Here is a 23,480-nt window from a genome sequence, read left to right as displayed (position 1 = left end):
CACTCCCAGGGAACTCACATGGAACCGGTGACATTTGTCATCGGAGGATGACCCCGCCGCGTTGTCCAATGTGAGTGGCCGCGGTCGCCTCCTCCAGACCGCCGCACCAGTGGTCGGGTCCCCTTCACCCGCCTGCTGGTGCCACCCCCCAGCCGCTCGTGCGGAGAGGGCTGGGGTATGCCGCCCGCTCGCCCAGGCTTCGCGCCAGGGCTGAGCGGGCGGCCTACGTTTCCACCCGAACGGGTGGTCGGAGCTAGCCCATCCGGCTCGCGAACCAGGGCTGGTGCAGGTCGAGGTAGCGCATGTCGCTGACCTGGGCCATCTCGGACTCGAACTCGCGACGACTCTCCTCGGGCATCTCCTTCTGCTCGCCCATCCGTGCCTCGGCCTCGCTCCGGAACGCGATCGTCTCGGTGAAGAAGCCGTCCTCGTCGATGGCGATGGTGCCGCCGATGATCTCGGGCCGCTGCTCCTGGAGCATGTCCATCGGCTGGTCCATGAAGCGCCGGAACCGCTCGGGGTCGCTGAGCCGGCCCTGCATGACCTGCACGAAGCCCGCCTCGTCGGACCCACCGTCGAGGAACATCTGCGCGTTGTCGCAGTCGTGGAACATGACGTCGCCGTCGAAGCACTCCTGCATCTTGGTGAACCACTCACCCTGCTCGGGCCTGGTGGAGTTCCTGGCGGCGGCCTCGCGGCTCTCGAACCGCACCACACCCACGAACTCGCTGTCGTCGGTGATGCCGTAGGTCCCACCCAGCCAGCCCTCGGCCGTCGGTCCCAGCTGCTCGCGCCACTCGTCGGTCAGCCGGTGCATTCGGTCCGCGTCCCGGCACTTTCCCTGGATGATCTGGATGAACACCGCATACCCTCCGCTTCTCTCGCAGGGGCCGCTTCCCAGCGAAGTGGTCCGACTCCCGAAGTTACGCCGGGCGCCGGGCACCGTCACCGGACAAACCGGGCCCTGCGCTGAGCGGTCAGTCGAAGAGGGCGCCGACGACCTCGCGGAAGACCCGCGTGTGCAGGTCGACGTCGTCCCGCGAGGTCTCCGGGCACATCAACGCCATGTTGTGGAACGGCGTCATGAGGATGCCCCGGTTGGCCATCGCGAGGTGCAGGTAGGCGTCGAGGGCGTCGTCGGCCGCCGCCGCGGACTCCTCGCCGGAGCGCGGCGCCGGACGGGCGAAGCGGTACTCCGCCCGGGCGCCGAGCCGGCTGATCGACCACGGGACGTCGAGCTCGTCGAGGGTCTGCTGGACGCCTGTGGTGAAGGCGGTCGCGAGCTCGGTCATGTGCGCGAAGGCGTCGGGCGTCAGCACCTCGCCGAGGGTGGCCCGCATGGCAGCGGTCGAGAGGGCGTTGCCGGCGAGGGTCCCGCCGACGCCGCCCACGTCGACGATGTCGGCGTCGCCCGCGTCGGTGTGTCGGGTGACCGCCTGCGCGACCTCTCGCGACAACCCGTAGGCGCCGCACGGGATCCCACCACCGATGGACTTGCCGATGACCAGGACGTCCGGCTCCAGGGCCCATTCGGTCGTCGCGCCGCCCCAGCCCGCCGAGAAGGTGTGGGTCTCGTCGACCATGAGCAGCGAGCCGTACTCCGTGGCCAGCGCACGCACGCCCTCGAGGAACCCTGGCTCGGGCAGGACGATCCCGATGTTGGTCAGGGCCGGCTCGGTGAGCACCGCCGCCACGTCGCCGTGGGCCAGGGCGGCCTCGACCGACGCGAGGTCGTTCCACGTCGCGACGCGCGTGGTGAGGTCGAGGTCGACCGGGGGCGCGACGTTGCCGGGACGGCTCTGGGCCTTGCCGTCCGGACCGGGCAGCGCGAACGCCTCGTCCACGGACCCGTGGTAGCAGTAGGCGAAGACGAGGACCTTGGGCCGCCCGGTCGCGAGCCTGGCCAGCCGGATGGCCCACCGGTTCGCGTCGGTGGCCGACAGCGTGAAGCTCCACAACGGCATACCGAACCGTCGCTCGAGCTCGGCGCCCACCCACTGGGCGTCAGCGGTCGGGAGCATGGTCGTGATCCCACCGAGCTCGCCGGCACGCTGCTGCACGGCGGCCACGGTCGCGGCGGGGGAGTGCCCCGCCATCGCGCCGGTGTCGCCGAGCGCGAAGTCGACGTAGGTGTGGCCGTCGACGTCGGTCACGCGGTTGCCCGAGGCCCGGTCGAGGTAGAGGGGGAAGCCGCCGGACCACATGTTCATCCACGTCATCGGCACCCGCCCGAACAGGTTGCCCGCCTCCTCGAAGAGGGCGCGGCTGCGTGGGTGCCGTGCGGTGTATGCCGCCTGCTCGCCGTCGAGGAGCGTGGCCAGCCGGGCGCGGTCGAGGTCTGCCATGGGGGACACGCTAGGACCGGGAGGTGGCCGGCCGCACCCGACTGCGGATTCCGTAGGTGGGGGTCTGGGCCGGTGCTGCTCAGCCCTTGACGTAGGAGAGCTTCTCGCAGATGAGCCCGTCCCGGAACCTGATGACGTCCACCCCGCGGATGTGTCCCGGGGCGCCCTGGTCGTCGGTCCAGCTGTAGGACCACCGGACCACGGCCCGGTCGCCCGCGACGAACTGCTCCTCGGTGGAGAAGAGCGGGTTGGTGGTCTCGGCGAACATCTGGGTCCACACGGCGTGGGCCGCACCGGCTCCTTCGTGGCGGACCCCGTCGGGCGCCGGCCCGGTCGCCTCGAACACGCAGTCGGGCGTCATCTCGAGCAGGGCCGCGTCCATGTCGCCGCTCCCGAAGGCGCGCAGGAATCGCGCGGCGCAGGCGTGGTTCGGGCCCCACTCCGAGTCGCGACCGAAGGTGGCGAGCAGGTCGCCCTGGGGTCCGCCGTGCGAGAGGGCTCGGGCGGCCACCGCCCCCGAGTCGCGGTACAGCTCCTCGCGGTCGGTGAACCACCCGGCCACGCCCGCCATGAGGGCCGGGTCGAGGCGCCGGTCGGTCCCCGTGGCGGCTGACAGGTCCCAGGAGTGGATGAGGTGGTCGGCCGCGAGCTGCCACACGTACTCGGACACGTCGGTGTCGCCGAACGAGAGCGGCACCGTGCCACCCCGGGGCAGCCGATCCGCCACGGAGGTCGTGGCTGCCTTCGCCGCGTCGATCGACCTGGCGATGGGTTCGTCGCCGAGCAGGTCGCCGTCCAGGCTGGAGCCCACCTCCTCGATGGTCCCACCCTCCAGGAGGGCGGCCGTCCACAGGTCCTCCGACGTCACGTGGTTCACCAGGTCTCGGACGCTCCACTCGCTGCAGGGGGTGGGGGACTGCCACTGGTCGTCCCGGACGGCGACGACGACGTCGGCCCAGCGCTCGACCGTGCGGTGGTACAGCGTGTTGAGGTCCATCAGATCGCTCCGCTCTCCAGTGCCGTTCGGGTGGCGTCCACCCACCAGTCGAGGTCCGTCCTCTCCCGGGCCCGGATCGCCGGATCCGGGTGCTCGACCGCGTCGAGCGCCTTGTTCCACCCCAGCCAGACCATCGCCGACAGCAGTCCGAGGTGCATGGTGCGGTCGTCGCACGCAGGGCCGGCCGCCGCCCGGTACCAACCGATCAGGTCCTCCCTCGTCGCGTCGACCACCGAGGAGCACCCCGCCACGAACCTGGCGACGTCGAGGGCTCCTGGTCCCTCCGTCGCCATCGCCCAGTCGAGGAGGACGAGGTCGTCACCCTCGAACGCCATGTTGACGGTGGCGAGGTCGCCGTGGGCCAGCGTCGCCGGCGCACGGTGCAGCGCCGTGACGAGCGGCTCGGGGTCGTCGAGCAGCCCGAGCACCGGCTCGGCGACGTCGGCGGGGACGGCGTCCGCGAACAGCTCCCACCCGCGCAGCGCCAGCCGCATGAGCTCGACCTGGTCGACCTGGGCCGCCCTGATCCGACGCGGCGTGAACAGCGTCACGACGAGGTCCAGTGGAGCCAGGCCGGTCGGTGCCTGACCGAGGAAGGTGCGGTGGAGCGAGGCGACCGCCGTCATCGTCCGGGCGGCCTGCTCGGCCGAGAGCCGGTCTGCCCAGCTCAGGACGCGGTCGCCGAGGTCGCGAAGCACGAGCACGGTGCTGTCGCCCTCGACCCACCCGTCCAGCACGGCGTGGCCGACGCCGGGGGGCAGCTGGTCGAGGACGCCGTCGCGCCAGAGGAGGTACTCCCTCGATGGCCCACCACCGGTCATGGCCAGGGTCACGTCGTGCTGCGGGTCGACCCGCTTGACCACGAGCGCACGCCCGTCACGGAGCCGGACCCGCTCCAGGCCCGCTCCGGACTTGCCCACGTGGTCCGAGACCACCGTGCGTTCCACGACGTCGCGCAGGAGGTCGCCCGCTGCCACGACCTCACCGTGGCACCTTCCGCGTCGGCCCGCCATGGCCCGTTGGAGCCACTCGCGCGGGAGTGCCTAGGCTGCCACCATGGCCCGGCAACGCGTACCCGAAGGACCCCCACCCGCGCTGGCCGTGCAGAAGCTGCGGATCCGGTACGCCAAGCGCGGTCGGCTGCGGTTCTCGTCGACGCGGGACTTCCAGCGTGCCCTCGAACGTGCCCTGCGCCGGGCCGGTGTGCCGATGGCGTTCTCGGCCGGGTTCCACCCGCACCCCAAGATCAGCTACGCCAACGCGGCGCCGACCGGGACCGCGAGCGAGGCGGAGTACTTCGAGATCTCGGTGACCGAGCGGGTCGACCCGGAGTCGGTGCGCCGGGCTCTGGACGAGGCGCTCCCCGAGGGGCTCGACGTGCTCGAGGTCGTCGAGGCCGCCCCGGGCGCGCTGGCCGACCGCCTCCAGGGCAGCGACTGGGTGATGGACTTCCCGGGGGTCACCGCCGAGCAGCTCCAGGCCGCTGCCGACCAGCTGCTCGCGCTCGACCGGGTCGAGGTGACCAGGACCTTCAAGACCGGACCCAAGACGTTCGACGTGCGGTCTGCCGTCGTGTCGATGGCCACCGAGCCGTCGGAGCGGCCCGACTGTGCGATACTTCGGGTGGTTGTACGGCACACCACACCGGCCGTACGCCCCGACGACGTCCTGACCGCGCTGCGAGCAGCCACGGAGCTGGCGCCACCGACACCACCCCTGGTGACCCGACTGGCGCAAGGCCCGCTGCGACCCGCAACCGCTGGGGTGGCTGATCCACTGGCTGCCGACAAGGACGACGACGGCGCTTGACCTGGTGCCGCGCGACCTGCGCGAGCCTCGACAGGCGTAGCCCAACCGACTTCCGTGCCGACGGCACCCGCCACCGACACGAGCAACACCGCGCACCACGTGGCCGAGGGGAGAGTCCGATCCGGACTCTCGGTGTGGCCTTCGCCCGTGGGTGACGGAAGGACGCCACGGATGGCCTCCACGGAAGACCTGTTCAACCCCGACTCCTCCTCGCAGGACGCTCCCACCGAGGGCGCTGCCGGGGCCGAGAGCGCCGAGAGCGCTCCGGCGCCCGCCCGCAAGCGCGCCCGCCGCGCCACGAAGAAGGCCTCCGCGCCGGTGGCCCCCGCCGAGGGTGGCGAGGGTGCTACCGCAGCGACCGCAGCGCCCGAGACCACTGAGCCCGCGACCGCTGAGTCGGCCGCGCCGGCCGAGGAGAACGCCCCGGCTCCGAAGACGGCCAAGAAGGCCGCCGCGAAGAAGACCACCGCCAAGAAGGCGACCGCGAAGAAGACCACCGCGAAGAAGACCACCGCCACGAAGGCGACCAAGGCCGCCCCCGCGGACCAGCCCGACGCCGAGTCGAGCGAGGACGCTGCCGCGGCGCTGCTCGCGGGGCCGGCCGACGTGGACGCCGCCGTCGACCCCTCCGCCAGCGAGCCCACGCAGGCTGAGGACGAGGACGAGGTCGAGCTGGACGCCGCCGGGCAGCCCACCGCGGCCACCGTGCCCAGCTTCGGCGTGCTGTTCCAGGCGCCCGACCCGGCTGCGGCCCGCCCGACCCGCCGTCGCGCTGCGACCAAGGCGGCCGGCCCGCCGCAGGTCGCCGCCGTGCCCGCCGACACCACGGACTCCGCGGAGGCCGAGGCCGCCCCCGGCGAGGAGGTCGGGACCGACACGCACGGCACCGAGGACAAGACCCCGGCGCCCCGGCGCCGTCGTGGTCGCGGGGGACGCGGCGCCCAGGCGGACGCCAGCCAGTCCGCCGACGCCGACGACGCCGCAGCCACCGAGCGGGCCGACCTGGACGACCAGGACGACGCGAGCCAGAACCGCGACGACGACACCGACGGTGGCGGCGAGGGCGGTCGCCGTCGTCGTCGCCGCGGGGGCAAGGGCCGCGGCCGTGGTCGCGGTCAGGGCGACGCCGACGCCGCCGCGTCCTCCGACGAGSACGAGGACTCCGGCGCCGACGCCGAGGACGCCGAGGCGTCCGACGACCAGGGCGACGAAGAGGGTTCGTCGAGCCGCCGTCGCCGTCGCCGCCGTCGCAGTGGTTCCTCCGCCGAGGGGGACGACCCGCCCGGCACCGTGACGCGGGTGCGCGAGTCGCGCCGCGACGAGCCGCAGAGCGTCAAGGGCTCGACCCGCCTGGAGGCCAAGAAGCAGCGTCGCCGCGAGGGTCGCGAGGCCGGTCGTCGCCGCACGATCATCACCGAGGCCGAGTTCCTGGCCCGTCGCGAGAGCGTCGAGCGGGTGATGGTCGTCCGCGAGCGCGAGGGCCGCACCCAGATCGGCGTCCTCGAGGACAACGTCCTCGTCGAGCACTACGTCTCGCGCGAGACCAACGCGTCGATGGCCGGCAACGTCTACCTCGGTCGCGTCCAGAACGTGCTCCCGTCGATGGAGGCCGCCTTCGTCGACATCGGCAAGGGCCGCAACGCCGTCCTCTACGCCGGTGAGGTCAACTGGGACGCTGCAGGCCTGGAGAACAACCAGCCCAAGCGGATCGAGAACGCCCTGAAGTCCGGCGACACGGTCCTCGTGCAGGTCACCAAGGACCCGATCGGCCACAAGGGCGCGCGCCTGACCAGCCAGATCTCGCTCCCGGGTCGCTACCTGGTCTACGTGCCCGAGGGCTCGATGACCGGCATCTCCCGCAAGCTCCCCGACACCGAGCGCAGCCGCCTCAAGGGCATCCTCAAGGAGGTCGTCCCGGACAGTGCGGGCGTCATCGTGCGCACCGCCGCCGAAGGGGCCAGCGAGGAGGAGCTGCGCGCCGACGTCGAGCGGCTCACCAAGACCTGGGACAAGATCAAGGCCAAGGCCGACTCCAAGAGCAAGGGCAAGGGCGGTGCGCCGTCCCTGGTCCACGGTGAGCCCGACCTGACCGTGCGGGTCATCCGCGACGTGTTCAACGAGGACTTCACCTCGCTCGTCGTGGCCGGCGACCAGGCCTGGGGAGAGGTCAGCGAGTACCTCGGCGACGTCGCACCCGACCTCGCCGAGCGGCTGAAGAAGTGGACCTCCGAGGAGGACCTGTTCACCCACTACCGGGTGGACGAGCAGATCGCCAAGGCGATGGACCGCAAGGTCTGGCTGCCCTCTGGTGGCTCCCTGGTGATCGACCGCACCGAGGCCATGACGGTCGTCGACGTCAACACCGGCAAGTTCGTCGGGTCCGGCGGCAACCTCGAGGAGACGGTCACCAAGAACAACATCGAGGCCGCCGAGGAGATCGTCCGCCAGCTCCGGCTGCGCGACATCGGCGGGATCATCGTCATCGACTTCATCGACATGGTGCTCGAGAGCAACCGTGACCTCGTCGTGCGACGCCTGCTCGAGTGCCTGGGCCGGGACCGCACGAAGCACCAGGTCGCCGAGGTGACCTCGCTCGGCCTGGTCCAGATGACCCGCAAGCGGGTCGGCTCCGGTCTCATCGAGGTCTTCTCCGAGAACTGCGAGCACTGTGGCGGACGCGGGATCATCGTGCACGCTGACCCCGTCGAGAAGCCGTCCGGCGGTGGCGACGGTGGTCGTGAAAGCGGTCGTGACAGTGGTCGTGACAGTGGTCGTGACAGTGGTGCCAACGGCGGTGCCGGCGGCCAGGCTGCCCGCGGTCGCGGCCGGCGTGGCCGCTCCGGTGCGCCCGGCACGACGCCCGAGCCGGCTCCCCAGCCGGTGCACTCCGGCCCGACGCCGGCACAGATCGCCGCAGCGGCCCACGCCGCCGCACTGAAGTCTGCCGACCACCACCACGACGACGACCTCCACCGCGAGCACGGCGAGCACGACCACGACCACGACCACGACCACGACCACGACCACGACTTCGACGACGTCGCGGGCCAGGACACCCCGGTCGTCGAGGTGCACGAGGACGTCGACCAGCAGCAGCCCCATCAGCCCGACATCGAGCTCGGGGTCGAGCCCGTGGCGGAGTCCGTGGCCGAGGAGACCCCCGAGCAGGAGCAGGCCGCCGAGCCGACGCCCGAGCCCGAGCCGACCCCCGAGCCCGAGCCCGCCCCCGAGCCCGAGCCGACGCCCGAGCCGACCGCTGCCGTCCCCAAGCGGCGCCGTCGGGGCCGGGTCATGGCACCCGCCGGCCCGCCTCGTGCGGTCGCCGGGGAGGACGCCACGTCGGGTGGCGCGGAGGCGGCCTCCGAGCAGTCCTGAGCCGTGCGGCATACCGGTGGGTTGACCGCTGGTGTGCCGCACGACCGCCGGTTTGGTCGGCAAGCCCTCCACCCGGTAATCTTGTTCCTTGGTGCGCCCACCGTCCGGCGTCCGCAACTGTGCTCGTTCCTTCGGGATTCGGTCATGGCGCGGGTAGCTGCCGGCCGGTCCAGACAGAGAGCGCGTGCCGCCCGAAGTAGGAAAGAGAGTTCCACGTGTACGCGATTGTTCGCGCTGGTGGTCGCCAGGAGAAGGTTTCCGTCGGCGATGTCCTCATCATCGACAAGGTCAGCGGCAAGGCTGGCGACAGCATCGACCTGACCCCCCTTCTCGTCGTCGACGGCTCGACCGTGACCAGCGATGCCGACAAGCTCGCCAAGGTCACCGTCAAGGCTGAGGTGGTCAAGGCCGCCAAGGGCCCCAAGATCACGATCATGAAGTACAAGAACAAGACCGGCTACCGCAAGCGTCAGGGCCACCGTCAGCACCTGACCCAGGTCAAGATCACCTCGATCGACGCCTGAGTTTCGGACCAGAGACCCAGAGAAGGCAGGTACTGACATGGCACACAAGAAGGGTGCGTCCTCGACCCGCAACGGTCGCGACTCGAACGCACAGTTCCTCGGCGTGAAGCGCTTCGGCGGCCAGCTCGTCAACGCGGGCGAGATCCTCGTCCGCCAGCGCGGCACGCACTTCCACCCCGGCGACGGCGTCGGCCGGGGCGGCGATGACACGCTGTTCGCGCTGGTCGCGGGCAACGTCCAGTTCGGCACGAAGCGTCGGCGCAAGGTCGTCAACATCGTCCCGCTGGAGACCTCGGACGCCAGCTGAACTTCCGGGCGAAGCAGGAGATCAGAAACTTTCGGTATGCCGCGTGGCCAGGCCACGTGACGCACCGCACCGGAGGGGGCGGGCCCGATACGGGCCCGCCCCCTTCGCACGTCCAGCACGTTTATCGGGTGTAGGGACTTCGTTGCGCTTCACCCGAGAACGCTTCTCGGGTGAAGCGCAACCTTCCCCCTAAACCCGATAAAGGGGGCCGAGTGACGGCCCGCCTAGACTTTCCACCCAGACCACAGAGGAGCCCCCATGACCACGTTCGTCGACCGCGTCGTGCTGCACGTCGCCGCCGGCGATGGCGGACACGGAGTGGCCTCGGTCAAGCGCGAGAAGTTCAAGCCGCTCGGCGGTCCCGACGGTGGCAACGGCGGGCGGGGTGGCAACGTCATCCTGCGGGTCGACCCGAACGTCACCACGCTGCTCGACTACCACCACCACCCCCACCGCAAGGCGACCAACGGCAAGCCCGGCGCCGGTGACGAGCGCAACGGCGCCGACGGCGGCGACCTGGTCCTGGCAGTGCCCGAGGGCACCGTCGTCAAGGACGGGTCCGGGGAGGTGCTGAAGGACCTCGTCGGGCTCGACGGTGAGTTCGTCGTCGCCCGCGGCGGCCGCGGAGGCCTCGGCAACAAGGCGCTCTCGTCGGCCCGCCGCAAGGCGCCCGGCTTCGCCCTGCTCGGCGAGCCCGGCGACGCCCTCGACATCGTGCTCGAGCTCAAGTCCCTGGCCGACGTCGCGCTGATCGGCTTCCCCTCTGCGGGCAAGTCCTCGCTCGTGTCGGTGCTGTCCGCTGCGCGGCCGAAGATCGCCGACTACCCGTTCACCACCCTGGTGCCGAACCTCGGAGTGGTGCAGGCCGGCGAGGGCCGGTTCACCATCGCCGACGTGCCCGGCCTGATCCCCGGCGCCAGCGAGGGCAAGGGCCTGGGCCTGGAGTTCCTGCGCCACGTCGAGCGGTGCTCGGTGCTCGTGCACGTCATCGACTGCGCCACGCTCGAGCCCGGTCGTGACCCCATGACCGACCTCGACGTCATCGAGCGCGAGCTGGCGCAGTACGTGCCCGACGCGACGCTCGGCGGCCGCCCGCTGGCCGAGCGCACCCGCATCGTCGTGCTCAACAAGTCCGACGTCCCCGACGCGCTCGAGCTGGCCGAGATGGTCAAGCCCGACCTCGAGGCGCGCGGCATCGAGGTGTTCGTCGTGTCGGCGGTGGCCCACACCGGGCTGCGCGAGCTGACCTTCGCCATGGCCCGGCACGTCGCCGAGGCCCGCGCCGAGATCGAGGCGGTCGCCGCCGCCACCCCGCAGCGCATCGTCATCCGCCCCAAGGCAGTCGACGACTCGGGCTTCACGGTGATCCGCGAGAACACCGCCGACGGTGAGGTGTTCCGCATCGAGGGGGAGCGTCCCACCCGCTGGGTCCGCCAGACCGACTTCTCCAACGACGAGGCCGTCGGCTACCTCGCCGACCGGCTCGGCCGGGCCGGCATCGAGGAGGCGCTCTTCAAGGCCGGAGCCGTCGCGGGGGCGACCGTGCTCATCGGGCCCAAGGACAACGCGGTGGTCTTCGACTGGGAGCCCACGCTGGTGGCCGGCGCCGAGCTGCTCGGCGCCCGGGGCACCGACCTGCGCCTCGACGAGGCCACCCGCCCGACCCGTGACGACAAGCGGGCCGACTATGCCGAGCGCCGGGTCGCCCGGACCGTCGCCCGCGACGAGCTGGCTGCCGAGCGGCGGGCCGGCCACTGGGCCACTGCGAAGGACGAGGACACCGAGGAATGAGCGCGGCGGCATGAGCGGGGTTGACCGCCGGGGCGACGTGGCGCGCGCCCGGCGCCTGGTGGTCAAGATCGGCTCCTCCAGCCTGACCGACGTCGGCGGAGGAGCGCTCGACGAGCAGCGGCTCATCGCCCTCGTCGACGTGCTCGCCAAGCGCCGGAACGCCGGCCAGCAGGTCGTGCTGGTGTCCTCGGGTGCCATCGCCGCGGGCATCGCACCGCTGGGGCTGACCAAGCGGCCGTGGGACCTCGCGACGCAGCAGGCGGCCGCCAGCGTGGGGCAGGGAGCCCTCGTCGCGGCCTACCAGCGCGCCTTCGGTGCCCACGGGCTCACGGTGGGTCAGGTGCTGCTCACGGCCGACGACGTGACGCGCCGCTCGCACTACACCAACGCCCGCCGCACCCTCGACCGGCTGCTGGAGCTCGGGATCGTCCCGATCGTCAACGAGAACGACACCGTGGCCACGCACGAGATCCGGTTCGGCGACAACGACCGGCTGGCGTCGCTGGTGGCCCACCTCGTGCACGCCGACGGCCTCGTGCTGCTCACCGACGTCGACGCGCTGTACGACGGGCCGCCGACCAAGGCGGGCAGCAAGCGCGTCCCCACCGTGGTCGGGGGCGCCGGGCTCGACGACCTGGTCATCGGTGGCACCGGCTCGAGCGTCGGCAGCGGCGGCATGGTCACCAAGGTCGAGGCGGCGTCGATCGCCAACGCCGCCGGCATCACGACGGTGCTGACCAGCGCCGAGCAGGTCGAGCAGGCGCTCGCGGGGGAGGACGTCGGCACGGTCTTCGTCCCGACCGGCTCCAAGCGCACCTCCCGCAAGCTGTGGCTGGCGCACGCGACCACCCCGATGGGCCGGCTGCTGCTCGACCCGGGAGCCGTCCGCGCGGTGACCGAGCGCCGGACGTCCCTGCTCCCGGCGGGGATCACCGGCGTCGAGGGGACGTTCTCCGACGGCGACCCGATCGACCTCTGCGCGCCCGACGGCCGGGTGATCGGCCGCGGGCTCGTCAACTACACCTCCGCCGAGCTGCCGGGGATGCTGGGCCGCTCGACGCGTGAGCTCGCCAAGGAGCTGGGCCCGGAGTACGAGCGCGAGGTCGTCCACCGCGACGACCTCGTGATCCTCTAGCCGGCGCCCGAGGTATGCCGCGGGCCCGGGTCAGCGGGCGGGCGGCCCGATCGTGCGCGCCGAACCCTGCACGACCAGGTGCCCGTCGGCCAGGCTGAGCACGGCTCGGTCGCCGAGCATGCGCTGAATTGGCACGTCGATGGTGCGCACGGCACCGATGGCCGCGCAGGCGATGTCCTGGCCGCTGGGCTCGCGCGGGACCTGGAGCACCGCGACGACGACGGCCTGGTCCGACTCGAACGCCTGGCCGCGGTAGTCAGCGCCGCACGCGCCCGGCTCGTCCGGTGCCCCGGTGAACACCACCCTCAGGGCGCGACCGCCCAGGGCGAGCTCGAACGACTCCGCGGGCACGCCGTCCCCGGGTGCCTGCGTCCAGTCCAGTGGGGTCTGGACGAGAGCTGAGACGGGCACCGCCACCCGGAGCAGGGTCACCTCGGTGCCCTCCAGGGCGAACCGCCAGGCCGGCACGGTGACGGTCCCTGCGGAGGTCCGCACGTCCATCGTGGTCAGGACCGCACCCGTGACCCGCAGGTCGGTGCACCCGCCGCAGTCGCTGCGCCGAGCCGTCATCGCGGCGAGGACGTCGCCGGCCCCGCTGACGCTCGTCGAGACGCCTCCCACGGTCCCGTCGAGCACTCGTCCGGGCCCGGGGGCGCCGGGCAGCGGGGCGAACTGCACGAGGTGACCGGTCAGCCAGGCCAGCTTGTTGTTCTCGCCGACGGCTGGCGCCCAGTCGCCGTCCTGCTGCTCCAGCTGGTCGCCGAGGTCCAGGGCGCCTGAGTCGCTGGCCTTCCGGGCGTCGGCGTACCGGTCGAGCATCAGGGCCGCGCGGTGCGCCCTGTCCTCCTGGTTCATGGTCGGCGAGGGCGAGCCCACCGTCCCGGGGCCGCCCACCGACCCGCAGGCGGCGGCCAGCAGCGTGGCGGCCAGTACGGCCACGAGGGCGGGGGAGTGCCGACTCATACCCGGTGAGACGTTCGCCACTGGCGAAAGGTTGCGGGCCAGGCCCAGGCGGTTCAGGGCAGCCGGGTGACGTCGAACTGCATCTGCGGCTCGGCGATGGTGGCCTGCGACTGGACCAGCTGGAGCTCGCGCTCGCCAGACTCCAGCGTGGTGGCCAACAGGTCGAAGACGCTGCTCGCCGTGCGGGCCAGGGCCAGCGCGGGGTCGCCGGTGGCGAGCAGGTGGGCGGTGAACAACGCTGCCGTCACGTCTCCGGAGCCGTTGGCCTTCAGGGGCAGCCGCGGCGTCTGCACGATCCACGCGCCGTCGTCGGTGACCGCCATCATCTCGATCGTGTCAGCCGGCGCGTCAGGTCGTTCGACGCTGGTCACGAGGACGACCGAAGGCCCCATCGCCCTGACCAGCTCGACGGACGCCAAGGTCTCCTCGACGGTGTGCGGCTCGGTGCCGGTGAGGAAGCCGAGCTCGAACTGGTTGGGCGTGATGAGGTCGGCGGCCGGCACGACGCGCTCGCGCAGCAGGACCGGGATGGCCGGGTGCACGAAGCAGCCGCTCCTGGCGTTGCCCATCACCGGGTCGCAGGCGTAGATGGCGGCGGGGTTCGCAGCCTTCACCCTCGCGACGGCATCGAGGATGACATCGCCGATGTCCTCGCCGCCCTGGTAGCCGGACAGCACCGCGTCCACCCCCGGGAACGCCCCGCGCTCCTCGACGCCCCGGATCACGGCGCGCACGTCATCGGCGGGCAGCAGCGGGCCGCGCCACTCGCCGTACCCGGTGTGGTTCGAGAAGTGCACCGTGTGCACCGGCCACACCTCGACCCCGAGGCGCTGGAGCGGGAAGACGGCGGCGCTGTTGCCGACATGGCCGTACGCGACCGAGGACTGGATCGACAGGATGCTCACCCACGCATTCAACCAGTGCTGCTCCACCGAGCGACCCGCCGAGGGTCGCCCGACGTGCTGATCGGGGCGCTATGCCGTGCCCCGCCCTGAGGGGCAGGGTGCGGCGCCGGGGTGGACAGCGCCCCACCCTGAGGGGCACGGCATAGCCGCTCGAGGGTGCGGTGTCCCGGGTGGTCGTCCGCGAGGTGGTAGCCCGCCGCTTCCGGTCACGGCGCGGCATACCCTTGGAGCATGGCTGAGATCGACCCCGCCGCCGTCGAGCAGGTGGCCACCGCCGCGCGCGCCGCACGGGTGGCCTCGCGCCGCCTGGCGCTGCTGTCCCGCGCCGACAAGGACGCCGCGCTGCTCGCGCTGGCCGACGCCCTCGACGCGGCCACCGACCGCATCGTCGCCGCCAACCGCGACGACCTCGAGCGCGGACGCGAGTCCGGTATGCCGCAGGGTCTGCTCGACCGGTTGGCGCTCGACCCGCAGCGGGTCGCCGACGTGGCCCAGGCGCTGCGCGCCGTCGCCGCGCTGCCCGACCCGGTGGGGGAGGTGGTGCGTGGCTCGACGCTGGCCAACGGCCTCCAGATCCGTCAGGTCAGGGTGCCGATGGGTGTGGTCGGCATGGTCTACGAGGCCCGCCCGAACGTCACCGTCGACGCGGCCGGCCTCGGCCTGAAGTCCGGGAACGCCGTCATCCTGCGAGGGGGTTCGGCGGCGGAGTCGACCAACCGGGCGCTGGTCGACGTGATGCGCACCGGTCTGGAGGCCCAGGACCTGCCCGCCGACGCGATCACGCTGCTCGAGGGTGGCCGCGACGCGGTCCGCGCCCTCCTCACCGCCCGCGGGCTGGTCGACCTGATCATCCCGAGAGGTGGGGCCGGGCTGATCCAGACCGTCGTCACCGAGTCGACCGTGCCGGTGATCGAGACCGGCATCGGCATCGTCCACGTCTACGTCGACGCGGCCGCCGACCTCGACAAGGCACTCGCCATCACGGTCAACGCCAAGACCCACCGCCCGAGCGTCTGCAACGCCGCCGAGTCCTTGCTCGTGCACGAGGCCGTCGCGGCGGACTTCCTGCCCAAGGTGCTCGCCGAGCTGTCCGGCGCCGGGGTGGCCCTCCACACCGACGACGCCTCCGGCGCCGCGGCAGAGGCCGCCGTCGTGCCGCACGAGGCCGCGACGGAGCAGGACTACGGCACCGAGTACCTCGCGCTCGAGATGAGCGTCCGGGTCGTCCCCGACCTCGACGCCGCGCTCGAGCACATCCGCACCTACAGCTCCGGGCACACCGAGGCGATCGTGACCGAGGACCGCGCGGCCGCCCGGCGCTTCACCAACGAGGTCGACTCCGCCGCCGTGATGGTCAACGCGTCCACCCGGTTCACCGACGGTGGGGAGTTCGGGTTCGGCGCCGAGATCGGCATCTCCACCCAGAAGCTGCACGCCCGGGGCCCGATGGCCCTCCCCGAGCTGACCACCACGAAGTGGATCGTCGAGGGCGACGGACAGGTGCGCGCCTGACCCGGCTGCGCGGCATACCGGGGGCTGGTCACGCGGGTCCGCGGGAAACTGGCAGGATGAGCGCCCGTGGAAGGCACTGAGTAGCTTGAAAGGCACGTAGCTTGGAAGGCACCGAGGTCCGCAAGCTGGCCGCGCTCGAGGATGCCCACTGGTGGTACCGCGAGCGGCGCCACCTGTTGGGCCGGATGATCGACGGGCTCCGCCCCGGCACGGCGCTCGACATCGGCGCGGCCGGTGGGGGCAACACGCGCGTGCTGCGCCGGGCCGGCTGGTCGGTCAGCGCCCTCGAGTACGGAGCGGACGGGGCCGAGGTGGCCGCCGAGCGCGGCCTCTCCGTGGTGCGCGGGGACGCCACCGCGCTGCCCGTCGCCGACGCCAGCCTCGACCTGGTCGTGGCGTTCGACGTGCTCGAACACATCGTCGACCACGACACCGCCGTGTCGGAGGTGCGCCGGGCCCTGCGTCCCGACGGGATGTTCCTCATCGCCGTGCCGGCCGACCCCAAGCTGTGGTCGGACCACGACGTGGCGGTCGACCACGTGCGCCGCTACACCCGCGCCACGCTGCGTGCGGTGCTGGAGCGCAACGGGTTCGAGATCACGTCGATGACCTCGTGGAACGTGCTGCTGCGTCCCGTCGTCGCGCTGCGGCGACGCAAGGCGAGTGGCTCCGACCTGGAGACCGTGCACCCCATCGTGAACCTGGGGCTGCGCGCGATCGTGACGGTCGAGCGCTACCTGCCGGTGCGGGCTATGCCCGGGGTGACGCTGATGGTGAGGGCTCGTCCGCGGCGGTGACCGGCCCGGTGAGAGAGTCGTAGGCGACGAAGTAGGTCGGGCGGGCCTGCAGCTGCGCGTACATCCGGCCGACGTACTCGCCGAGGATCCCCACACACAGCAGCTGGACCGCACCCACGCCGGCGACCGCCACGACCGTGGACGTCCACCCCGGCAGGGTGTGGCCCAGTGAGGCGGCGACCAGTGCGTAGGCGAGCAGGATCAGCGCCGCGAGGCCGCCGAGCAGGCCCAGCCAGGTGGCGGCGCGCAGGGGAGCGGTGGAGAAGCCGGTCACGCTGTCGAGGGACAGCCGGATCATCTTCGACAGCGGGTACTTCGAGCTGCCGGCCGCGCGCTCGTCGCGCCGGTAGGTGACCGAGCTCGAGGGGAACCCCAGGGCCGGGACCACGAAGCGCAGCACGCGGTGGTGCTCCGGCAGCGAGTTGATGGCGTTGACGGTCGCCCGCGACATCAGCCGGTAGTCGCCGGCGTCGACCTGGGCGTGGGTGCCCGACAACACGCGGATCAGCCGGTAGAAGGCCTTGGCGCTGAGCCGCTTGAAGGCCGAGTCGCTGGAGCGGTCGGAGCGCACGCCGTAGACGACGTCGACCCGCTGGGCGCGGGCCTGGGTGAGCATTTCGGGGATCACCTCGGGCGGGTCCTGCAGGTCGGCGTCGAGGGTGACCACGTAGTCGCCGCGGGCGCTCGCGAGTCCGGCCGAGATCGCGGCCTGGTGACCGGCGTTCGCGCGCAACCGGACGATCCGCAGCTGCGGCCAGTCACGCATGAGGCGCTGCAGGACCGCGGGCGACAGGTCGTCGCTGCCGTCGTCCACGGTGATCACCTCGTAGGCGGCACCGAGCCCGTCCGCCACGGGTCGCAGCCGTGCGGCGAGCAGGGGCAGGACGTCTTCCTCGTTGTACACGGGGATGACGATGCTGAGCTCGGGGGGCATGCCCCAAGGTTACGGGGATCTGCGGTCCCAGCCGGGATCCAGGGCGCGCGTCAGCCCGTGCACAAAGGTGAGGGCCCCTCGAAGTATGAGTTCGAGGGGCCCTCGGTGGAGATCCTCCCGGCCGCTGGCAGAACCAGCTGCTGGGTGGATCGCCGGGTGCGGAGTCCGGCGCCACCGAGGTGGTGCCCTGTCCGCTGCGGGAAACCGTGCCGCCGAAGCGGCCTGGTCTCCCACGTGCGGGTCCTGACGTCACCGAGGTGACGGCACTTCCCACGGTGCGGGGGTCGATCACCACCGAAGTGGTTCACGGCTCCCACGAGTGGTGTCGGTTTCCCCACCGAGGTGGGTCTGTTGTCGGCCACGGGGTGCGGGCTGTCCGGTCACCGAAGCGACCTGACGACCCACCAGCGGGCTTCGTCCTCACCGAGGTGACGGCGACCCCCACTGTGTGGTGCAGCTCCTTGGGCCGGCGAACCGCCCCACGATGCTGCCCCGGTCGATCGCCCACGCCCCCCGGCGAACCGGGTGTTGTGGCCACTGCGACGGTGGCGCCCTGGTGTGCTCCGGCGAACCGGTGCACCCCACGACGATGCGATCTGGTCAACGGGCCCGGCGTTCCTCCGCGGCGTCGCCCGCGAACCTGTCCGCCCGAAGGCTTCGAGGACCTCGTCCGAGCGAACCCGGTCGAGGCGGTCGTCCGTTATCCGGTTGACCTGTGCCCCTGTCTCGCGGCCGTCCCGAGTCTCCTCGTTTCGACCCTCCGACCGGAGCGCGTAGGAGATTTCTAACGGCCCGATCCGTTGTGCCGCAATAGGTTTCGCGCACCTTTTTCTGTCCACGGGTTTCCCACACCCTTGTCCACACCCGAGCGTGCGCAACGCACAGGTTGTGCACACCCCTGTGCACAACATCCGTGGACAGTGGGGGCTTGCGCGGCCCGACGGCGATGGTCGCGGGGAGGGGGTCGGCGGCAGGTACGCTGTGGGGCATGTCGTCGTCTGCCTTCACCCTGGTCGCTGCCGCCGAGGAGCACACCCGCGAGCTGCCGATGTCCCCCTATGCCATCGGGGCCATCGCCATGCTCTCGTTCCTGGCCCTCCTGGGCGTGCTGTGGTTCTTCCGAGGCGTGGCGACCAAGATCGCGACCGGCCAGGGAGCCCACGGCACGCACGCCGCGGCCGGCCGCCACGACGCCCACGACGCCCACGCCGGCCAGCAGGGCAGTCACCACTGACCATGCGCCTCGGAGTGATGGGCGGGACGTTCGACCCGATCCACCACGGTCACCTCGTGGCCGCCTCCGAAGTCCAGACCCGGTTCGGGCTCGATGAGGTCGTCTTCGTGCCCACCGGTCAGCCGTGGCAGAAGGACGAGCGCGAGGTCAGCCCGGCCGAGCACCGCTACCTGATGACCGTCGTCGCCACCGCCTCCAACCCCCGCTTCACCGTGAGCCGGGTCGACATCGACCGCCCCGGACCCACCTACACGATCGACACCCTGCGCGACCTGCGCACCGAACGGCCCGATGCCGAGCTGTTCTTCATCACCGGCGCCGACGCGCTGGCCCAGATCCTGTCGTGGAAGGACGCCGACGAGCTGTTCGACCTGGCCCACTTCATCGGGGTCACCCGACCGGGCTACGTCCTGTCGGAGTCAGGCCTCCCGGCCGACCGGGTCACCTTGCAGGAGGTGCCCGCGATGGCGATCAGCTCCACCGACTGCCGGGCGCGTGTCGAGCGCGCCGAACCCGTCTGGTACCTCGTGCCGGACGGCGTCGTCCAGTACGTCAACAAATACCGCCTGTATGCCGCCGGCTCACCCGCCGGCGCACCGGCACGAACGTAGGAGAGCAGTGCCCGCCACCGAACGATCCCTTGACCTGGCCATGACGGCCGCCAAAGCAGCAGACGACAAGCTCGCCACCACGGTGGCCGGCATCGACGTCAGCGAGCAGCTCGCCCTGACCGATGTCTTCGTCATCGTCTCGGCGAGCACCGACCGACAGGTCGGCGCCATCGTCGACGAGGTCGAGGACCAGCTCCGCGAGAAGGGCGCCAAGCCGATCCGCCGCGAGGGCGAGCGGGACGGCCGTTGGGTGCTGCTCGACTTCGGCGACATCGTCGTCCACGTCCAGCACGACGAGGAGCGCGAGTTCTACGAGCTCGAGCGGCTCTGGAAGGACTGTCCCGAGATCGACCTCGGCGTGCCCAAGCGCCGGGACGCATGACCGCTGCGCGGCGCGTCCTGCTGGTCCGCCACGGCGAGACCGACCACAACGCCGGCGGCGTCTGGCAGGGACAGCTCGACACCCCCTTGTCCGACCTCGGGGTGGCGCAGGCCCGCGCCGCGGGCCGGGCCATCGCGGCATACCGGCCCACCCGGGTGATCGCCTCCGACCTGGCGCGGGCGGCCGTCACGGCCCAGCACGTGGCCGAGGCGGCCGGGGTGCCGCTGGTCCTCGACCCGCGCTGGCGCGAGATCCACGTCGGGCAGTGGCAGGGGCTGCACACCAGCGAGGTGCGCGCCCGGTATGCCGACCTGCTGGCCGAGATGGACCGTGCCGACATCCGTCGCGGCGTCGACGGCGAGACGTTGGCCGAGGTCGGCGCTCGCGCCGGGGAGTCGCTGCGCGAGGTGCTGGACGGCCTCGGCGACGACGAGTGCGTCGTCGTGGTGGCGCACGGCGTCTCGAGCCGGGCGGCCATCGCCGACCTGCTCGGGCTCGACCAGCACCTGGCCACCCACGCCCTGGCGACGATGGGCAACTGCCACTGGGCCGAGCTCAGGCAGAGCCGCATCGGGTGGCAGCTGGGCGCGTGGAACGCCCACGCCTGAGCCCGTGGTCGTCGGCCCACCCGCCGATTTGGTGAAACAGGTGGGTCACTGGGTAAACTTCCGCAGTCCCCTCCGGGGGACATCCCCCTCGGGAGATCCGGGGCTGTGGCGCAGTTGGTAGCGCACTTCCATGGCATGGAAGGGGTCAGGGGTTCGAATCCCCTCAGCTCCACAAACGAAAGAAGACCAGACACGCTTTTCCGTCTGGTCTTCTTTCGTTTCTGGATGTGTATGGGACTGGCCGGTCAGAGGGGCGTGGGGGCGGTGATGGTGCGCAGGAGGCTGACCACCTGGTCTTCGAAGTCGGTGGGCCCGCCCTCGGCCTTCGTGGCGAACCGCGTCTCGCCCAGCCGCAGCCGCGACCGGTCCGCGGCGTCGAGCTGGCTACCCGTGTAGACCAGCAGCGGCAGTGACCGCAGCCGTTCGTCACGGCGCAGCTCTTCGACGACCTGGTAGCCGTCGATGTCGGGCAGTCCCAGGTCGAGCACCAACAGGTCGGGGGGGACCGCGCGGATCATGGCCAGCGCCTGCGCTCCGGTGTGCGCGACGCGGGCGTGGACGCCCTGCTCACTGAAGAAGGCCAGCAGGACCTCACCGAGGGCCTCGTCGTCCTCGACCACGACGACGCTCGTGGTGGACCCTTTCCCGAGGGCGTGGCGGAGCGAGCCCATCAGGGCACCCTGGTCGATGGGTTTGGTCAACCAGGACGAGGCAGCCGGGACGGCGATGTCGTCCGGGGCCAAGGCACTGAGGATGACGATGGGGATGTCGGTGGTCGCAGGGTCGGCGCCGAGGGCGGCGATGGTCTCCCACCCCGACATCCCGGGCATCCGCAGGTCCATCAGGACGACGCTGGGGGTGTGGCGAGCCGCCAGGGACAGCGCTTCGGGGCCACTGTGGGCGCGCAGCGTGCGGTACCCGTGGGCCTCCACCATGGCGGCCAGGACCTCGACCGTGTCCGGGTCGTCGTCGCAGATGAGGATGGCCCCGGTGGGCAGTGTCCCGGTGGTGATGTCCGCACTGGGGGCGGGGACGGGGGGCAGCGTGAACGAGAACGTCGTCCCCTGTCCCGGGCTGCTGGTGGCCCAGATCCGTCCGCCGTGCTGCTCGACGATCGCGCGGCAGATGGGCAGGCCGAGACCGGTGCCGCCCTTGGCGCGGGTGTCGGAGGCGTCCGCCTGGGCGAACCGGTCGAAGACGGACTCCAGCTTGTCGGACGCGATGCCCGCGCCCTGGTCGGTGACGGTGAACAGCACGGCGTCCACGCCATCCGGCTCGGACCGGGCTGGTCCGGCCGACACGGTGACGGTCCCACCCTCCGGGGAGAACTTCACCGCGTTGCTGAGCAGGTTCGTCAGGGTCTGCGCGACCCTGTCGCGGTCGGCGAGAACGACGCTGTCCATCGGCGTCGCCACCAGGGTGACGCCGGCGCCGTCGGCCATCGCGCGCATCTCCTCGATGGCGGCGCCGACCACCTCTGCGGCAGGCAGGTGGACCACGTCCAGCTCGAGCTTTCCCGCGGACATCTTCTCCACGTCGAGGATGTCGTTGATGAGGCGGACCAGGCGCTGCGAGCTGTTCAGGGCGACGTCAGCCATCCGCTGCGCCTTGGGCGGGAGGGTGCCCACGGCTCCGCCGGCCATCAGGCCCAGCGCGCCACGGATCGACGTCAGTGGCGTACGCAGCTCGTGGCTGATGACCGCGACGAACTCGTCCTTCATCCGCTCGACCTCGCGCTGGTCGGTGATGTCCTGCACCGTCCCGACCAGCCGGACCACGGTCCCGGAGTCGTCGCGCACCGCCCGTCCCATCGCACGGACATCGCGGACCGCACCGTCGGGGCGCACGATGCGGTACTCGGAGTGGACGTCGCCGGGCGTGGCGGCGGCCTGGTCCTGGGCGCGGACGACATCGGCCGCATCGTCGGGGTGGACGCGGGCGGTGAACAGCTCCGCGTGGTTGCCCTTGGTGTCCGGGTCGACGCCGAGGATGCGGTAGAACTCGGCGCTCCACTGGGTCTTCCCGGTCGCCAGCTCCCACTGCCAGCTGCCGATGTGGGCCAGCTGCTGGGCATCCTGCAGCTCGTCGTTGCTGAAGGCGAGCCGTTCGGCGTTCTCCTCGACGCGGCGCAGCAGGACCTCGTTGCCGACGCCCACCCGGTAGAGGGCCAACGCGAGCACGAGCAGGGCGCCCAGCGTGGCGGCGGCGATGATGGACGTCCAGCGGATGGCGGTCTCCTGCCGCGCGTCGGCGGCCCGGTGCGCGGCGCCGGCCTCGGTGGCGAAGGCGGCGGTCAACGTCGCCTGTCGCTGCGTCAGGTCGTCGAAGGCGGCATCGAAGGCAGGGTGCTCCTCGCGGGCGCGAACGGGCGAGACGGTGGCGAGGTCGGTCAGCCGGACCGCCTCGGCGGCGTAGGCCCTCAGGGGGGCGTCGAGGGCGCGCACGCGCTCGGCGACGGCTGGCGTGAGCTTCATCGCGGTGAGGCGGCGCAGGTCGTCCTCGAGCCGGGCGACGTGCGAGCGGGTGCGGACCGCGAGCTGCTCTCCGGTCTCGTTGTTGCCCTCGAAGCCTTCGAGCGACTCCAGCACATCGCTGTGGATGGTCGCGTACATCAGGTCGGCATCCTGCTGGTACTGCTGGGCCGTGAGCAGACGATAGGACATCGCATGCGAGCGCTCCACAGCCGCGAACCCCGTCAGGGCGGTCGTCATCACCAGCAACGGGAGCACCACTGCGGCGACCGCGGCGATCAGCAGCGCCCTGCGCAACGGCAGCCCGGCCAGCGGGTCACCCGCACTGAACCGGGGGCCCTTCACGACCAGCCCAGCATCTCGGCCAGGGTGGCGGGCAGGAGCATCGGGTTGAACGGTTTGCCCAGCACGCCGACGACGGGCAGCGCGGACAGGTCTGGGTGCCCCTTTCCCTGCGACTTCGCGGTGAGCAGGATGACGGGGATGTGGGCCGTGGCCGGGTTCTGGCTCAGCGCGACCGCAGCGGTGGTGCCGTCCATGCCGGGCATCATCACGTCCATGACGATGGCGTCCGGTCGCTCGCTGACCGCCAGCTCCAGCGCCTCCAGGCCGCTGCTGGCGGTGCGCACCTCCCAGCCGCCCACCGCCTCAAGGCTCATCTGGGCCACCTCGCGGATGTCCTCGTCGTCGTCGACGAGGAGGATCCGGCGGGGGCCGGCCGCGCTCAGCACCGCATCGGCAGGCTCGGCGTCGCTCATCGGGTGCGCTGGTCGCTGGGTG

At 71.8% G+C, this 23,480-nt stretch carries 21 protein-coding genes and 1 tRNA gene; 13 read left to right on the top strand and 9 right to left on the bottom strand.

Annotated elements, in window-relative coordinates; translation table 11 throughout:
- Positions 1–253: 253 nt before the first annotated feature.
- From ACXJKD_RS04505 to ACXJKD_RS04490, 4 genes are all read right to left on the bottom strand, one after another.
- Complete coding sequence (locus ACXJKD_RS04505) at positions 254–862, bottom strand: hypothetical protein (protein ID WP_457253224.1); 609 nt, start codon at positions 860–862, stop codon at positions 254–256.
- A gap of 115 nt (positions 863–977) precedes the next feature.
- The gene (locus ACXJKD_RS04500) at positions 978–2,345 is read right to left on the bottom strand and encodes a transaminase (protein ID WP_457253223.1); all 1,368 of its coding nucleotides are present in this window, start codon (positions 2,343–2,345) and stop codon (positions 978–980) included.
- Positions 2,346–2,424: 79 nt separating this feature from the next.
- Complete coding sequence (locus ACXJKD_RS04495; RefSeq protein ID WP_457253222.1) at positions 2,425–3,342, bottom strand: TIGR03086 family metal-binding protein; 918 nt, start codon at positions 3,340–3,342, stop codon at positions 2,425–2,427.
- Positions 3,342–4,319: a hypothetical protein gene (locus ACXJKD_RS04490; RefSeq protein WP_457253221.1), complete on the bottom strand. Its 978-nt coding sequence runs from the start codon at positions 4,317–4,319 to the stop codon at positions 3,342–3,344. Before ACXJKD_RS04490 ends, ACXJKD_RS04495 begins: the two co-directional genes overlap by 1 nt.
- Before the next feature lie 79 nt (positions 4,320–4,398).
- Here ACXJKD_RS04490 and ACXJKD_RS04485 point away from each other — a divergent pair, with 79 nt between their 5' ends.
- From ACXJKD_RS04485 to proB, 6 genes are all read left to right on the top strand, one after another.
- Positions 4,399–5,151: a TIGR03936 family radical SAM-associated protein gene (locus ACXJKD_RS04485; RefSeq protein ID WP_457253220.1), complete on the top strand. Its 753-nt coding sequence runs from the start codon at positions 4,399–4,401 to the stop codon at positions 5,149–5,151.
- A gap of 171 nt (positions 5,152–5,322) precedes the next feature.
- Positions 5,323–8,526 carry an Rne/Rng family ribonuclease gene (locus ACXJKD_RS04480; RefSeq protein WP_457253219.1) on the top strand — a complete coding sequence of 1,068 codons (3,204 nt, stop codon included), beginning with the start codon at positions 5,323–5,325 and terminating at the stop codon, positions 8,524–8,526.
- Between the two features lie 215 nt (positions 8,527–8,741).
- A complete protein-coding gene (rplU, locus tag ACXJKD_RS04475) occupies positions 8,742–9,050 on the top strand; it encodes a 50S ribosomal protein L21 (protein WP_057377831.1) in 309 nt (102 codons plus the stop codon).
- Positions 9,051–9,087: 37 nt separating this feature from the next.
- A complete protein-coding gene (gene rpmA / locus ACXJKD_RS04470; RefSeq protein ID WP_179420401.1) occupies positions 9,088–9,357 on the top strand; it encodes a 50S ribosomal protein L27 in 270 nt (89 codons plus the stop codon).
- 258 nt (positions 9,358–9,615) lie between these two features.
- Positions 9,616–11,148, top strand: a complete 1,533-nt coding sequence (gene obgE / locus ACXJKD_RS04465) for a GTPase ObgE (RefSeq protein WP_457253218.1) — start codon at positions 9,616–9,618, stop codon at positions 11,146–11,148.
- Between the two features lie 10 nt (positions 11,149–11,158).
- A complete protein-coding gene (gene proB, locus ACXJKD_RS04460) occupies positions 11,159–12,283 on the top strand; it encodes a glutamate 5-kinase (protein ID WP_457253217.1) in 1,125 nt (374 codons plus the stop codon).
- A gap of 30 nt (positions 12,284–12,313) precedes the next feature.
- Here proB and ACXJKD_RS04455 read toward each other — a convergent pair whose 3' ends face one another.
- Entirely contained in the window at positions 12,314–13,246 is a 933-nt protein-coding gene (locus tag ACXJKD_RS04455) for a hypothetical protein (RefSeq protein WP_457253216.1), read from the bottom strand.
- Positions 13,247–13,299: 53 nt separating this feature from the next.
- Complete coding sequence (gene pdxY, locus ACXJKD_RS04450) at positions 13,300–14,151, bottom strand: pyridoxal kinase PdxY (protein ID WP_457253215.1); 852 nt, start codon at positions 14,149–14,151, stop codon at positions 13,300–13,302.
- A 231-nt stretch (positions 14,152–14,382) separates the two neighbouring features.
- Here pdxY and ACXJKD_RS04445 point away from each other — a divergent pair, with 231 nt between their 5' ends.
- Complete coding sequence (locus ACXJKD_RS04445) at positions 14,383–15,663, top strand: glutamate-5-semialdehyde dehydrogenase (RefSeq protein WP_457253214.1); 1,281 nt, start codon at positions 14,383–14,385, stop codon at positions 15,661–15,663.
- Between the two features lie 101 nt (positions 15,664–15,764).
- Complete coding sequence (locus ACXJKD_RS04440; protein ID WP_457253213.1) at positions 15,765–16,460, top strand: class I SAM-dependent methyltransferase; 696 nt, start codon at positions 15,765–15,767, stop codon at positions 16,458–16,460.
- Here ACXJKD_RS04440 and ACXJKD_RS04435 read toward each other — a convergent pair.
- Complete coding sequence (locus tag ACXJKD_RS04435; RefSeq protein WP_457253212.1) at positions 16,414–17,394, bottom strand: glycosyltransferase family 2 protein; 981 nt, start codon at positions 17,392–17,394, stop codon at positions 16,414–16,416. The two genes, ACXJKD_RS04440 and ACXJKD_RS04435, sit on opposite strands and share 47 nt — an antisense overlap.
- 988 nt (positions 17,395–18,382) lie before the next feature.
- Here ACXJKD_RS04435 and ACXJKD_RS04430 point away from each other — a divergent pair.
- The 5 genes from ACXJKD_RS04430 (at position 18,383) to ACXJKD_RS04410 (ending at position 20,401) form a co-directional block, all read left to right on the top strand.
- Positions 18,383–18,628 carry a hypothetical protein gene (locus tag ACXJKD_RS04430; protein WP_457253210.1) on the top strand — a complete coding sequence of 82 codons (246 nt, stop codon included), beginning with the start codon at positions 18,383–18,385 and terminating at the stop codon, positions 18,626–18,628.
- A 2-nt stretch (positions 18,629–18,630) separates the two neighbouring features.
- The gene (gene nadD / locus ACXJKD_RS04425) at positions 18,631–19,239 is read left to right on the top strand and encodes a nicotinate-nucleotide adenylyltransferase (protein ID WP_457253209.1); all 609 of its coding nucleotides are present in this window, start codon (positions 18,631–18,633) and stop codon (positions 19,237–19,239) included.
- 7 nt (positions 19,240–19,246) lie between these two features.
- Entirely contained in the window at positions 19,247–19,621 is a 375-nt protein-coding gene (gene rsfS / locus ACXJKD_RS04420) for a ribosome silencing factor (RefSeq protein ID WP_082592622.1), read from the top strand.
- Positions 19,618–20,229: a histidine phosphatase family protein gene (locus ACXJKD_RS04415; protein ID WP_457253207.1), complete on the top strand. Its 612-nt coding sequence runs from the start codon at positions 19,618–19,620 to the stop codon at positions 20,227–20,229. The genes rsfS and ACXJKD_RS04415 overlap by 4 nt, the downstream gene beginning before the upstream one ends.
- A gap of 99 nt (positions 20,230–20,328) precedes the next feature.
- A tRNA-Ala gene (locus tag ACXJKD_RS04410) sits at positions 20,329–20,401 on the top strand.
- Between the two features lie 73 nt (positions 20,402–20,474).
- Here the strand turns inward: ACXJKD_RS04410 and ACXJKD_RS04405 are convergent.
- Together ACXJKD_RS04405 and ACXJKD_RS04400 are read right to left on the bottom strand one after the other, a co-directional pair.
- The gene (locus ACXJKD_RS04405) at positions 20,475–23,045 is read right to left on the bottom strand and encodes a hybrid sensor histidine kinase/response regulator (protein ID WP_457253205.1); all 2,571 of its coding nucleotides are present in this window, start codon (positions 23,043–23,045) and stop codon (positions 20,475–20,477) included.
- Complete coding sequence (locus ACXJKD_RS04400) at positions 23,042–23,458, bottom strand: response regulator (RefSeq protein WP_457253204.1); 417 nt, start codon at positions 23,456–23,458, stop codon at positions 23,042–23,044. Before ACXJKD_RS04400 ends, ACXJKD_RS04405 begins: the two co-directional genes overlap by 4 nt.
- Positions 23,459–23,480 lie beyond the last annotated feature (22 nt).

The organism is Pedococcus sp. P5_B7, from assembly GCF_054049895.1.
Note: the sequence above shows the minus strand (reverse complement) of the source record. Positions and strands in the feature narration are given on the sequence as shown.

Excerpts from the sequence above, each read along its gene's own strand:
- ACXJKD_RS04495 (WP_457253222.1), bottom strand. The coding sequence starts at position 3,342 with ATGGACCTCAACACGCTGTACCACCGCACGGTCGAGCGCTGGGCCGAC.
- nadD (WP_457253209.1), top strand. The coding sequence starts at position 18,631 with ATGCGCCTCGGAGTGATGGGCGGGACGTTCGACCCGATCCACCACGGT.
- ACXJKD_RS04415 (WP_457253207.1), top strand. The coding sequence starts at position 19,618 with ATGACCGCTGCGCGGCGCGTCCTGCTGGTCCGCCACGGCGAGACCGAC.
- ACXJKD_RS04400 (WP_457253204.1), bottom strand. The coding sequence starts at position 23,458 with ATGAGCGACGCCGAGCCTGCCGATGCGGTGCTGAGCGCGGCCGGCCCC.
- ACXJKD_RS04485 (WP_457253220.1), top strand. The coding sequence starts at position 4,399 with ATGGCCCGGCAACGCGTACCCGAAGGACCCCCACCCGCGCTGGCCGTG.
- obgE (WP_457253218.1), top strand. The coding sequence starts at position 9,616 with ATGACCACGTTCGTCGACCGCGTCGTGCTGCACGTCGCCGCCGGCGAT.
- ACXJKD_RS04500 (WP_457253223.1), bottom strand. The coding sequence starts at position 2,345 with ATGGCAGACCTCGACCGCGCCCGGCTGGCCACGCTCCTCGACGGCGAG.
- ACXJKD_RS04435 (WP_457253212.1), bottom strand. The coding sequence starts at position 17,394 with ATGCCCCCCGAGCTCAGCATCGTCATCCCCGTGTACAACGAGGAAGAC.
- ACXJKD_RS04430 (WP_457253210.1), top strand. The coding sequence starts at position 18,383 with ATGTCGTCGTCTGCCTTCACCCTGGTCGCTGCCGCCGAGGAGCACACC.
- rpmA (WP_179420401.1), top strand. The coding sequence starts at position 9,088 with ATGGCACACAAGAAGGGTGCGTCCTCGACCCGCAACGGTCGCGACTCG.
- ACXJKD_RS04445 (WP_457253214.1), top strand. The coding sequence starts at position 14,383 with ATGGCTGAGATCGACCCCGCCGCCGTCGAGCAGGTGGCCACCGCCGCG.
- ACXJKD_RS04455 (WP_457253216.1), bottom strand. The coding sequence starts at position 13,246 with ATGAGTCGGCACTCCCCCGCCCTCGTGGCCGTACTGGCCGCCACGCTG.
- proB (WP_457253217.1), top strand. The coding sequence starts at position 11,159 with ATGAGCGGGGTTGACCGCCGGGGCGACGTGGCGCGCGCCCGGCGCCTG.